Consider the following 13,216-nt stretch of genomic DNA (forward strand, 5'->3'; position numbering starts at 1 on the left):
CTGTTTTTTTGTTGCTATTGCTATTCTTACTCCGCACATTCTCCAACAATTTTCACTTCGCGTTCGAGCTCTACACCGAAACGCTTTTTCACTTCTGCTTGGACCATTTCAATGGTTTGAATGTAGTCTGTTGCCGTTGCATGATTTTTGTTGATGATGAATCCCGCGTGTTTGGTTGAGACCTCTGCTCCACCAATTCCTTTTCCTTGAAGCCCGCTGTCCTGAATCAGTTTCCCAGCGAAAAACCCGGGCGGTCGTTTAAATACACTTCCTGCCGACGGATATTCAAGAGGTTGCTTCGATTCACGCAAAAATGTCAATTCTGCCACTTTCGCATCGATCGTCTCTTGATCACCAAACTGGAGTTCGAAGTCTGAAGATACAACGAAATATCCTTCGTCAGCGATAATACTTTTTCGATAACCCAGTCCAAGTTCCTCTTTGGTTAAAACAAAAATTTCCCCTTTACGATTCATAAGGGTAGACTTTACGATGATGTCTTTAATCTCCCCGCCATAGGCTCCAGCATTCATTGCCATCGCGCCTCCGACAGATCCCGGAATGCCACAAGCAAATTCAAATCCAGTGAGTCCAGCTGCAGCGGATGCTTTGGATACATCGATAATATGTGCACCAGCTTCAGCGTGTACGTGTGTTCCATTGACAGTAATTACATCCAACTTCACAGGATGCAATACGATGCCACGAACTCCGCCATCGCGAACGACCATATTGGATCCGTTTCCAAGTAACAATAACGGGATATCATGTTCATATGCATAACAGACAGTCGTCTGCATTTCTTCTACTGTTTGCGGAATTACAAGTAAATCTGCGTGCCCGCCTAATTCAGTTTTTGTATAAGCTGAAAGGGATTCATCCAGCAAAAGCTGCCCCTTAGTAATCTTCGTTTGTAAATCAGCAAGCCATTGTTGCTTAGCCATTCCACCCAACCCTTTCGAATGTACGTACCACTATTACAGTATGCTGTGAATCGAGTGATTTGACAAGAGGTACGGACATGTTTTCTATATAGTTCTATTCTACTCGTTCTCCATGAACAATTGATGAGAATTCGTGTATTTTCAATCCACTCTGTTAAATCTTTTGATTTCTGGCGAAGATGGACTTATATGAACTTAATGAACACGGAGGGAAATCACTATGTTGAACTCACTCTGGCTAGAAACAGCCTATCCCCGTGACACCTATCTCCCACCCTCTTCGGATACGACATGCGATGTTTGCATTATAGGAGGTGGATTATGCGGTCTCACAGCAGCTTATTTGTTAGCGAAAGCCGGTAAAAAAGTGCTATTGCTTGAAAAGGATCGAATTCTTGAAGGAGCTTCCGGAAATACAACTGGGAAACTAACGACGCAACATGATTTAGTCTATGCTGACCTCCTGAAGACATTCGGCACAGAATCCGCAACAGTCTATTATAAGACGAACGATGCGGCGATTCGGTTCGCACAGTCCATTGCTGAAGGTGACGAACTGCGCTCAACGAATTCTGTACTGTTCGCAAGTACTGACAGTGGAGTGGCTGCTTTAAGGAAAGAAGCGGATGCCTATAAAACACTTGGCATTCCATTTGACCGACGTTTAAATTGTGAATTACCACTCTCCGTTAAAGAAACACTTACGTTAAGTAATCAGGCACAGCTCCATCCCGTCCGATATGGTCAGCATATTGCAAAGCTTGCTGTTTCTGAAGGTGCACAACTGTGCGAGAAATCAGATGTTCGTTCCATGGACCTGAAAGAGAAGTCTCTCCAACTCGCATCTGACATTGTTATTAACTTTGATGAACTTCTGTTATGTACACATTATCCAATTGAAGCGCTACGTGGCATGAACATTTTGAAGTTAGAAGTCAAACGCTCCTATCTGCTATCCGCACCCGCTGATATGCCTTTGCAAAGCCAGTACTTATCTGTGGACGGACCCAAACGTTCCATTCGAACTGTATTCATCGACGGTCGTCCTCACTTTTTACTCGGGGGTGAGGATCATAAAGCAGGTGTCACAAGCGATACAGACCTGCATTACAAACGACTTGCCGAAGAGCTACAATCCGTCTATCATCTAGGGGAACCGATCCATACTTGGTCCGCACAAGATCCTTCAACTCCGGATTTAATACCTTATGCAGGACCTATTACAGCCTCGATGCCATATGTTCATATTTGTACAGGATTCCGTAAATGGGGAATGACAAATTCCCTCGCAGCCGCCCAAATTGTCACTGACCAGATTACAGGTCAACCGAACCCTGCCATCTCGCTTTACGCACCTGATCGCACTGGGTTCGGTACACTTTTACTACAGGCTTTGAAAACGACAGGATTTGTATTAAAGGAATTTACCGGCGGTCACTTGACTCGTACCGATGCTCCTATTTGTACGCACATGGGATGTCGCACCCGCTGGAACAAAGGTGATGAAACCTGGGATTGTCCATGCCATGGCTCCCGTTTTAGAAAAGATGGTTCTGTATTAGAAGGTCCCGCAACACGTCCACTCGATTTGAAAAAGGACTAGCGTTAAATTGTGGAATCGGCATTATGAGTTGCGTAATCGGCAATACCAAAGCTTATATCGGAAGTTTCAAGGAATAATCGGAATCCGAACACAATTCAACAGATAATTCCACTAAAAAAGCTGTCTGGTTAGTGAACACGTCACTCTCCAGACAGCTTTTCATCATTTTCACTTAAACGCTTCTGTTAATACCGGAACGATCTGCTTCTTGCGCGATACAATTCCCTTTAATATCGCCATGTCATTTGCCGGTACTACGTTAAACGCCGTCATTGCAGCAAAAGCTTTCTCACCAATTGCAATTGCAATTGAATCATTGTTAATAATATCCGTAATGACAAACAAGAATAAATCAAGCTTCTTCACAGATACTACTTTCGTCAACAGTTCTGTTAACTCTTCCTTACGATTCAACACGTCATTCAGATCGACTGCATTCACTTGCGCAATTTCCATCGTTACATCACCGACTTCAAAAGTCTTCGCGTCGAGTGAAATGAGTTCTTCCAATGTTTTACTGCTAAGATCCGCACCTGCTTTAAGCATGTCCAATCCGTAAATGCTTGCGTCCACACCTGCAATATCTGCAAGTTCTTCAGCTGCTTTTCTGTCTTCTTCAGTAAACGTCGGTGACTTGAACAACAACGAATCCGAAATGATTGCCGATAGCATGAGTCCCGCAATGTTTTTAGGTATATCTACACCATGCTCTTTGAACAACTTGTTTAAAATGGTTGCTGTACATCCTACCGGTTCGGCGCGATAGTAAAGCGGATCACTCGTTTGGAAATTTGCAATTCGGTGGTGGTCAATAACTTCAAGCACTTGAACGTCTTCTATATCAGCCGCACTTTGCTGCTTTTCGTTATGGTCGACTAAAATAACTTGAGTCGCTTCTGTTGCCACTCGATCGAGTTGTCGTGGTGCTTCAAAACCAAATGTTTCCAACGCAAATGCAGTTTCTTCAGATACACTGCCAAGTCTTACAGCTTCTGCGTCCACCCCGATTTGCTGTTTCAAATATGCGTATGTAATCGCAGAAGCGATTGAATCCGTATCGGGATTTTTGTGACCAAATACAAGTACTTTTTTCATGAATGAATACCTCCTAAGTTCTTTACCTGTTGCAACTCTCTTATCTTACCATCACAACAACTATCGCGGAAATAGAAGCAACCCTATTTCATCTTTATTTTGTACAAAGTCTTCAATCGTATACCGGTCCAATACTGCCAAATAGGCTTGCAAGGCTTCCTGTAGCACCCCTTTCAACCGACAGGCAGGTGCAAGCACACATTGATTCGATTCCCGATTGAAGCATTCCACCAATTGAAAATCGTCTTCCGTCTTACGAACAACGTTTCCTATATTAATATGTTCTGGTCGGACTTTTAAACGGATCCCGCCGCCCCTACCACGGACAGTTTCAATGAACCCCGCCTTTCCGAGTTCATGCACAACTTTTGTCAAATGATTTTTTGAAATTGTGAATGCCTCGGATATTTCTGCTACAGTTGATAATTCGTCTTCTGGCTTAGCTGCCAAAAAGATTAAAACACGCAACGAGTAGTCTGTATAGAGCGTCAACCGCATCTCGTTCACCATTCTTTCTATAAAATCCTTGGATTTTGTCCATTCATTGAATGAAATGTGACTAAAATTCGAACTGTCTTTAAAGATGTATTTTTTATATAGCTTTTTAAATTCATTAGGATTATGATAAATCCATCAACTACGAGAGGTCGTGTCAATTATGTTATCCCAAGAGAAAATTGATATTATTAAATCCACTGTACCTGTTCTAGAGCAACATGGCAAAACAATTACAACTGTGTTCTACAAAAATATGTTCGAAGCGCATCCTGAGCTACTAAACGTGTTCAACCACGTCAACCAAGCACAAGGGCGCCAACAAACTGCACTTGCAAATACTGTACTCGCAGCAGCAAAACATATCGACAACTTAGGAGCAATCATCCCTGCAGTTGTTCAAATCGCAAACAAACACGTATCACTCGGTATTCTTCCAGAACAATATCCAATCGTCGGTAAGTATCTTCTTGGAGCTATCAAAGAAGTACTTGGAGATGCAGCAACTCCTGAAATCCTTGGAGCATGGGAAGAAGCATATGGCATTATCGCCGACGCGTTCATCGGCGTAGAAAAGTCCATGTACGATGAAAGGGAAGCAGAAGAAGGCGGCTGGAAATTGTTCAAAGGTTTTGTCCTTGCTGATAAAATCAAAGAAAGTGAAGTGATCACATCTTTCTACTTCAAACCAGTCGACGGTGGTAAAGTGCCAACATACAAACCAGGTCAATACATTAGCATCAAACTTGAAATCCCTGGTGAGAAAAATACGTTGATTCGCCAGTATAGTCTTTCCCAAGCACCGAATGGTGAGTCATTCCGTATCTCTGTAAAACGCGAAGCAGAAAACAACCCAAATGGGAAAGCATCCGTTTTCCTTCATGAGCAGTTAAAAGTTGGTGATATAGTTGAGCTTAGCGCTCCAGCTGGAGACTTCTATCTTGATATCGAAAGTAATTCTCCAGTTACATTAATCAGCGGTGGTGTTGGAGTGACACCGATGATGGCCATGTACGAAACTATTGCAACAACTACACCAGAACGTCCTGTAGCATTCCTACACTCTGCCCGAACTCGTAGTCACCAAGCATTCGACAAAGTTGTTCGCGAAATGGACGAATCCCTTGCAACTTCCAGCTATGCAGCGCTTTACTCTGAAGAAGGTGACGGGTTCATCAACCGTGAATTCCTTGAGAAAAACGTTAAAGAAGGTAGCGACGTTTACGTTTGTGGGCCAACTCCATTCATGCAAGCTGTTATTAGTGAACTGTATGCAATGGGAATTGACAAAGAAAAAGTACACTTTGAATTCTTTGGTCCTGCTGTACAACTTGATCTTGCACACTCTTAATAATCAAAAACAAGCCGTCATCGTTCGCGCGATGACGGCTTGTTTTTTGTTTCTATTTTGAACTTCGAAGAGCTTTTTTAGGTAATCTAAACGATGCGATGAGCAACGTCAGCATAAGGAACAATCCAATATATCCTATGAACGGATATAAGAAGTCTAGTAATGCGGAGAACCCAAAGAAACTGAGTCCAAATCCAATTACGAGTATGATTAACACAAACACACGGAATCGCGGAGTTCCACGGTGTACAAATCGTGCACCAAAAGAATAAAACATGCTGACAGCCGTATTGAAAATCATCCCGTATAAGACAACTGCCATCAGAATGCCCAAAATTGGTGAAATGTCATTGATGATCGCAAGCATGGGCAAATCTGAATCCTTTACTATATCGATTTTCGAGAAAATGGCTAAGTGACTAAGTAAAATCATAATTCCTAGCCCAAGCCCACCAACAAGTCCGCCGAGCGCTGCTGCTTTTTCATCTTTTTCAGCTCCACCCATTACGAGTGCCATTGAAGCACCCACTGCCATATTGAACGAAACGTAGTTAATGGCCGAAATCCACCAATTCGGCAAAGGTGTTTGGACTGATGTTGCCACACTGTTCAGGCTCGAAAAGGAATCCGTCATGTTCGTCAGACAATAAACCGATACGATGATGATCGCAAGTATGAGGAATGGTGTAATACTCCCGATAACGGCTACGACTCGATCGACTTTTAATAATACTGTTAAAAACACCAGAATCACCATAAGCAAACTTCCTATGAAAGGTGGAAGTCCAAACTGCTGATTCAAGTTTGATCCCGCTCCCGCAATCATGACAACACCTACCGAAAACAACGTGATGATAATAACGCCATCGACGATTATCCCGAGGTATTTACCGCTTATTTTATAGACAGCTTCTTTATGAGAGGTAGTTTGCATCCGACTTCCAATCCGCGTTAAGACCATCCCAAAATACGCAAACAGGACCGTGGAAATAATGGCTCCTATTATTCCAAGTAATCCAAAACTCGTAAAATATTGAACAATCTCTTTCCCCGAAGCAAAACCAGCTCCGACGATAATTCCAATAAAAGCGCTTCCCATCTTTAAAACTTTCAAGCATTTTCCCCCTAATTCGTATACACTTTGGAACAAACGATTTAGTTCTTTCTCTTTAAATCTTCTGAAATCTTCTCGAGAATTCCTTCCAGTCTTTTCAGTCTAGCTGAATTGTCGATTGCATTCCGCACGACAAAATAGAGCATAAACGAAAACAGAACGAAGGTGATAACGAGCACCAACAACCATTCTCCCAATGATCTAGCCTCCAGTCTTGCCACTTTTCAGGCTATTCTAGTTATGTATACTGCTTCGTTTAATTTACCACTCCTTTAAAGCGTTTTCAACTCACCAAAAAGAAGACCCACAACGGGGTCTTCTCATAAGTACGTCTATTTTCACTAATTATGCATCAAGTAACTTGAGTGCTTCTCGATTAAACGCAGGAATGTCTTCTGGCTGACGGCTTGTGACAAGTTGGTTCTGACAAACCACAACTTCTTTGTCATGGAATTTAGTACCTGCATATTCCATGTCAACACGAATTGACGTATACCCCGTTGCGTCACGACCTTCCAAAGCCTTTGCAGTAATCAGCAACTGCGGTCCGTGACAAATCGCAAATACAGGTTTATCTGCATCCATGAAGGCTTTTGCGAAGTTGACGAAACGGTCATCTGCACGGAGCTGATCCGGAGAAAAACCACCTGGTATGAACAAAGCATCAAACTCTTCCGGTTTCACTTCGCTAATGCCTTTGTCAATCCTGACAGGGGTACCTTTTTTTAATCCTTTAACGACAGTGCCTGCTTCTTTTTCTATCGTAACGACTTCATGTCCAGCATCTTGGAAAGCCTTTGCTGGCTCTGCGTACTCTGAGTCCTCAAACATATTTGTAAGTACAGTTGCAATTTTAGCCATTTTACATGCACTCCCTTTAGTTAATTAAGTTATGTTTCACCTTCATTATTTTCCACGTTTCTCCCAAAACTAAACCTACGGACGGAACTTAGAAACAAATGCATTGTCTTTTTCATAAAAACGCCACGGATAGTGCACGGCTTCTCCTGCATTCGCAATGCCGATACGAGGGCTTGTAACAATTTCTCCCACTGTTGTCGAATTCGCGATAAATAACGGTCGATTGGTCCAATGATGACCATAATAATTCATCGTGATTCCAAGTGCCTTAGACAATTTCCCTGGTCCGTTTGTCCAATCTTTCATAGTGAGATTTTCTCCCCTACGTTCGCGCATAAACTCCAATCCTTCGACTGGCTCACCTGCACGAATTAAAATTGCATGGGGTGTCCCAATCGGTCCACAGACGACGTTCATCAACGTATGCGTGTGCATTTGATAGGTATACACACCTCCCGCCTCTCCAAACATCACTTCTGTTCGCTTGGTTCTACGATTTTGAAAGCTATGTGCAGCCTGGTCTTCGGCTCCATGATAGGCCTCTGTTTCTACAATACGTACAACGACAGGACCTGTCGGAAGTTCATGGACAATGAGTTGTCCAATCAAGTCCCGGGCAAGTTCCAATACTGGGCGTTCAAAAAATTGTTGCTCAACTGGCTCGTGGATAAGCATCACTCCTTCTATCATTCACAACTGCAAATTGTACAAGACTCATTTTGCAAGGTGACAATGGATTCATTATATTTAAGGGTCTACCCATGTTTCATTGTTTACAATCCATCCACGACACGGATCCTCAACATACAAAAGGACCTTCCTAAGCGAAAGGTCCGTTTTTTTATAATGAATGATTTTCTACCAGTCCTTGACCAGCAGCAAATTCTTCATACATCTTATGCGATTTCAATAATTCCTGGTGCGTTCCAATCCCTGTAATTTCCCCTTTTTCTAAAAAGATCAATTGGTCTGCATCAATTACAGTTGATAATCTGTGCGCAATAATCAATGTTGTACGACCTATCATAAGTCGTTGAAGCGCTTCTTGGACATGTGTTTCAGATCCACTATCCAAATTCGATGTCGCTTCATCAAGTAATAGTATAGATGGGTTATGCAATAATGCTCGAGCGATGGCAATCCTCTGTCGTTGCCCACCCGAAAGCTTCATACCACGTTCTCCGACAAGTGTATCGAATCCGTCTTCCATCTCTTCGATGAACCCAAGCGCGTTGGCCGCAGATGCAGCGTTTCGGATTTTATCCAGCGATGGGCGTTCCGACAGTCCATAGGCAATATTATCGACAATGGTTCCACTGAGTAAGGGACTTTCTTGCGAGACATACCCTATTCTTCCACGCCAGTCCGATAACTCAATCTCCTCAACAGAGCGATTTCCCAGGGAGATGGTGCCTGACATCGGTTTGTAAAATCGCTCAATCAGAGAAAACAATGTCGTTTTCCCTCCACCACTCGGACCGACAAATGCAGTAACAGTGCCAGGCACAGCACTGAATGTCACGTTTTTCAGAACGGGCTTATCGCTATCGTAAGAAAACGACACCTCTTGAAATGCAAGTACCGATTCCAAATCTCCTGTTACTCCTTCCGTTCGTTCACTATCCATCCCTAAGATCTGTTGGATACGCTCTGTCGCTCCGACAGCTTTTTGGAAGACCGTAAACACTTGAGCCATTTGTGCAAACGGGACAATGATCTGGAACATGAGAAAAATTATTGCGACAAGTGTTCCAGCAGAAAGTGCACCGTTTGAAACCTGGGCACCGCCATATCCTAAGATCGCAACTAAAATCCCCATCATAATCAGTGTCATGACTGGTGAAATCACCGCCTGAATTTTCGCTTCACGCAGTCCAAAACCAAATAACGAACGAATGGCCACAGATCCTTTTTCCTGCTCATACGGTTCTGCACGATATGCTTTTACAAGACGTATATCCCCAAGTACGCGACCTAAGAGCCCTGAGAACTTCGCCATTTCTGCTTGAGTTGCCTTGGCAATTTTGTGCATGACACGGCCTAAAGGAAAAATGATCGCCATACTAATAGGAATGCTAACGAGCATGATGAGGGTCATCTTCCAATCTAGGTACAAGAGAATCGCAATTGCTCCGATAATGGAAATGATTCCAGTAACGAGTGACACTAAGTGGTCGGAAACTAGTTGCTTCAAAATCGTTGTATCTTGCGTAATTCGGCTCATCGTTTCGCCGGTTTCAGTTTCATCATAATACGGAACCGGTAAACGAAGCACTTTGCACCAAAGTTGCGTCCTTAGGTCCGCAACAATTGTTTCTCCAATATAGGCAAGCATGTAGTAGGAGACCCCGCCTAGCAGTGCCTGGATTACAAAAACAGTAAATAGGAAAATAGCTGTTTTCCAGTTAAATAAGTCACTTGTCAACGAGTCAACGAGTTGCTTCGTCACTAGAGGAATTGCAAGACTTGCTAGTGTTGAAAATAGTGCTAATACTAAAGCCGCTACCGTAATCCCCTTCGGCCAGTCTAACTGTTTCAGCAAGCTGAAGAACTCTTTCAATGACCCTTTTGTTTGTTTTGTTTCTTGAACCACTTCTATGTTACTTTCCATCCACAATCCTACTTTCACTTATTATTTGCTTAGGTTCACTACTGGATTTTTGTTCGTTCCGCTCCCGAAGAATCCGTCCGATTTCAAGCCAATCCGATTCTAACGATGGTCGATGAGATGGACGATAAAAGATGGACGCCGGATGAAAAGTAGGGATGATTGTGTAGGATTCTTCCGTCCACCCATATTCCACATCCTCCAATTCACGTAAAAAACGCACGGGCTGGTTTAACGGTTTCCCATGAAGTTCCGTTACTCTAGCCTGTGTGCCGATCAACCTCTGCAAACTCACGTTACCAAGTGTAACAATGAGTTCCGGTTGAACATTTGCAATTTCAAAATCGAGAACAGGTGCATGTGCAAGGATTTCGAGTTTACTAGGGGGACGATTGTATTTGCGTTCTGTCAACGTCCCATCACGTTCTTTTCGTTGACCAAAGCGATATGGACGGCTTCGAACTGCACTCGTTATATACACATCTTCTCTCGTAAGACCGATGGAAGCAAGTGATTTCATAAGCTCTTTCCCCGCTCTTCCTGTAAACGGAATACCACCTAGCGCTTCCGTTTCACCAGGTGCTTCGCCGATTAGCATCAGTTTCGGTTGACGAGGTCCCTCCCCATACACAAACCCTTCCACTGGGAATCCTTCAATTCGTTTCTTCCCCAGATCGGCGACAAACTCGGGAATCCTGAATGACTGCATTTTATTCATGCTTCTCACCTCATCACTCCATTTATTCATTACAAAAGACACAATGTACCAAACGTGATTGCTCTTCGATATAACCTACCACAACTCGAGCGATATTAATGCTCTGGGAACTTGCTTTAACGTTTCCGGAACTTTCTTCTCGATTGCTTTCTCGATTCTTCGATTGCTCTCTTTTTTTGTTTTATCTTAACTGCTGCAAATATCAGTAGTCCCGTAATGATAATCACACAAAAATAAATTCCGAACCAACTGTACGAAATGAGATGCAACGCATCCCTCCAGTGGTATCCTCCAATACTGACTTGATCTGGATGTCCTACCGGATAGCGGATTTGCACTAATTTGAAGTTTTTTTTGTAATCATATGCCGATACTTCTTTCGTCATATGAAAGGATTCTCCGTCTACACTGAAATTGAATGCCAAATAATAATTTGTTTCTGCATATCGTCCATGTCCTATGTCAATTCGACTATCAGTGATTTCCGCAATTCTATATGTCTGGTCCCCAACGTTTTCACTAATCCATCGAAATAGATCACTGAACATTAATCCGTAACCAGCTAGTAGCAAGCTACCTAATCCTACTGACAGTATGATTTTTAAAATGGTTCCAAATGATTTGGAAAACGGATTCCGCACCCTTAAATAGACTATCAATTTGGATAGCTGATAAATGAGGTACATTATCGGGAAAATGACTGTCACTACAAGCATAATCCAATGTTCTTTATGAGCCTCTTTTCCATCAAGTTGGGTATAGAACACCCTACCTTTTATAACGCCTTGAATCTTGTCACCCGGTTTAAGTGTTTCATATTCTTCTTTACTTACCTCTGAATAGGTGCCGATCGTCTGTTTCATAGAGACTTTTTCTTCGTTGCCTTTACTTAGCATAACTAAATAATGGTTCTTCCCTAAATAACTTCTTTCAACCTGTTTTCCTGTAATTGCAACTTCTACTGGGCTAGTTTGTTCGCTTTGGATTGTCTTTTGAAAATTCCGTACTTCATCGAGAAACATCATAGTTGAAAATAGAAATAAGAGAAATCCCGTTACCGCCCATGCTGTGTTCTTCACTTTCTCCAAAGTACACCTCCCCATTAAACCATTGCACTAAAAAACACTGCGAAAATTCCACAGTGTCTCTTCTACGTTATTCAAGTTCTATTTGTTTCGTTTCTGTGCCTAAAAATAGGACAGCAAGAACCCCTATTAATATAGCACCACAGAAAATCCCAAAAATCAGACCAAATCCGTAGCCAGCTGTTAGCAAGGTACCGACCAATAAAGGCCCAAAGATCCCACCAATCCGACCGATTCCTGCCGCCATCCCCGTTCCGGTTCCACGGATTGACGTTGGATATTGTTCTGGTGAATACGCATAGAGCGCACCCCAAGCACCTAAGTTAAAGAATGATAGCAGCGCACCGAATAATAACAACAGGGCTAACGTGTCTGCGTTTCCAAATGCAAATGCACTTATCGCTGTCCCTATCAAGTAGGTTGCAAGGACGAACTTGCGGCCTGTCCGCTCAATTAACCATGCCGCTGAGAAATAACCTGGAAGCTGCGCTAGCGTCATCAGCAAGACGTAGCCGAAGGTTTTGATCATTGCAAACCCCTTCAAGACCATCACACTAGGTAGCCATAAAAACATTCCATAATAAGAGAAGACGACTGTAAACCAAACAATCCAAAGCATCAAGGTCCTTTTTCTAAAAGGCTTTGCCCACAAAGCAGTTATTTTTTCCCCAACAGATTGCCTCGGTTCTCCGGCTTGTACAAATCTTGGTGAGTCCGGCAAGTTGCGTCTCAAATAGATTGCATAAAATGCAGGCATCGCAGTTAGGACAAGAGCCGCTCGCCAACCGTACGTCGGAATGACAAAATATGCGATTAAAGCAGCGATAAGCCATCCTGCTGCCCAAAAACTCTCCAACAGGACAACGATTCTTCCACGCTCCTTCGCTTCCACACTTTCTGAAACTAATGTAGAAGCAACCGGCAGCTCACCGCCGAGTCCTGCTCCAACAAAAAATCTTAGGATTAGAAATGTTGCAAGAGTTGTTGTGAGTGCAGATAATCCGCTTGCCACCGAGAATAATACCAGCGTTATCATAAAAACTTGCTTTCTACCGATTCGATCTGCTAATAGTCCAAACCCAATTGCACCGAACATCATTCCTAATGAGTTGATGCTCCCAACCCATCCAATTGCTGCAGGAGTCAAATTCCACTCCACTGCAATAGCCGCAATTACAAACGACAGAATTCCTACATCCATTGCATCAAACATCCAGCCAGTTCCTGATATTACGAGTAATTTGTTCCGTGAAATAGTTCGCCTCTTCAGAGGTTTTGAAGATACGCGTTCCATAGTATTTGCCATTGTCTATGCTCCCCCAATGTCTAAACTTCTGTCATG

At 42.9% G+C, this 13,216-nt stretch carries 13 protein-coding genes; 2 read left to right on the top strand and 11 right to left on the bottom strand.

Annotated elements, in window-relative coordinates; genetic code table 11:
• Positions 1-26: 26 nt before the first annotated feature.
• Positions 27-944, bottom strand: coding sequence for a UDP-N-acetylmuramate dehydrogenase (gene murB, locus M3197_RS15505; protein ID WP_251662550.1), 918 nt, complete (start codon positions 942-944; stop codon positions 27-29).
• Between the two features lie 220 nt (positions 945-1,164).
• Between murB and M3197_RS15510 the strand changes: the two genes are divergently transcribed.
• Positions 1,165-2,547, top strand: coding sequence for an FAD-dependent oxidoreductase (locus tag M3197_RS15510; RefSeq protein ID WP_251662552.1), 1,383 nt, complete (start codon positions 1,165-1,167; stop codon positions 2,545-2,547).
• Between the two features lie 168 nt (positions 2,548-2,715).
• Here the strand turns inward: M3197_RS15510 and M3197_RS15515 are convergent, their stop codons facing one another.
• The gene (locus tag M3197_RS15515) at positions 2,716-3,642 is read right to left on the bottom strand and encodes a manganese-dependent inorganic pyrophosphatase (protein WP_251662554.1); all 927 of its coding nucleotides are present in this window, start codon (positions 3,640-3,642) and stop codon (positions 2,716-2,718) included.
• Between the two features lie 60 nt (positions 3,643-3,702).
• Positions 3,703-4,140 (bottom strand): Rrf2 family transcriptional regulator, encoded by a 438-nt coding sequence (locus tag M3197_RS15520; protein WP_251662630.1) that lies wholly within the window; start codon positions 4,138-4,140, stop codon positions 3,703-3,705.
• 160 nt (positions 4,141-4,300) lie between these two features.
• Between M3197_RS15520 and hmpA the strand changes: the two genes are divergently transcribed.
• Positions 4,301-5,488, top strand: a complete 1,188-nt coding sequence (gene hmpA / locus M3197_RS15525) for an NO-inducible flavohemoprotein (protein WP_251662556.1) — start codon at positions 4,301-4,303, stop codon at positions 5,486-5,488.
• Between the two features lie 52 nt (positions 5,489-5,540).
• On the opposite strand, the gene M3197_RS15530 is transcribed toward hmpA, so the two are convergent.
• The 8 genes from M3197_RS15530 to M3197_RS15565 all read right to left on the bottom strand — a co-directional run bounded on the left by M3197_RS15530 (position 5,541) and on the right by M3197_RS15565 (position 13,180).
• Complete coding sequence (locus M3197_RS15530) at positions 5,541-6,587, bottom strand: YkvI family membrane protein (protein ID WP_251662632.1); 1,047 nt, start codon at positions 6,585-6,587, stop codon at positions 5,541-5,543.
• Between the two features lie 56 nt (positions 6,588-6,643).
• Positions 6,644-6,799, bottom strand: coding sequence for a hypothetical protein (locus M3197_RS15535; protein WP_251662558.1), 156 nt, complete (start codon positions 6,797-6,799; stop codon positions 6,644-6,646).
• A 148-nt stretch (positions 6,800-6,947) separates the two neighbouring features.
• A complete protein-coding gene (locus M3197_RS15540; RefSeq protein ID WP_251662560.1) occupies positions 6,948-7,463 on the bottom strand; it encodes a type 1 glutamine amidotransferase domain-containing protein in 516 nt (171 codons plus the stop codon).
• Positions 7,464-7,538: 75 nt separating this feature from the next.
• The gene (locus M3197_RS15545; RefSeq protein ID WP_285851431.1) at positions 7,539-8,153 is read right to left on the bottom strand and encodes a DNA-3-methyladenine glycosylase; all 615 of its coding nucleotides are present in this window, start codon (positions 8,151-8,153) and stop codon (positions 7,539-7,541) included.
• 151 nt (positions 8,154-8,304) lie between these two features.
• On the bottom strand, positions 8,305-10,074 hold the full coding sequence (locus M3197_RS15550) for an ABC transporter ATP-binding protein (protein ID WP_285851432.1): 1,770 nt from the start codon (positions 10,072-10,074) through the stop codon (positions 8,305-8,307).
• A complete protein-coding gene (locus tag M3197_RS15555) occupies positions 10,064-10,780 on the bottom strand; it encodes a uracil-DNA glycosylase (protein WP_432814009.1) in 717 nt (238 codons plus the stop codon). The genes M3197_RS15550 and M3197_RS15555 overlap by 11 nt, the downstream gene beginning before the upstream one ends.
• Positions 10,781-10,905: 125 nt before the next feature.
• On the bottom strand, positions 10,906-11,877 hold the full coding sequence (locus tag M3197_RS15560; protein WP_251662563.1) for a hypothetical protein: 972 nt from the start codon (positions 11,875-11,877) through the stop codon (positions 10,906-10,908).
• 67 nt (positions 11,878-11,944) lie between these two features.
• Positions 11,945-13,180, bottom strand: coding sequence for an MFS transporter (locus tag M3197_RS15565; RefSeq protein ID WP_285851433.1), 1,236 nt, complete (start codon positions 13,178-13,180; stop codon positions 11,945-11,947).
• Positions 13,181-13,216 lie beyond the last annotated feature (36 nt).

The sequence above is a fragment of the Sporosarcina aquimarina genome (genome assembly GCF_023715615.1).
Classification (GTDB): domain Bacteria; phylum Bacillota; class Bacilli; order Bacillales_A; family Planococcaceae; genus Sporosarcina; species Sporosarcina aquimarina_A.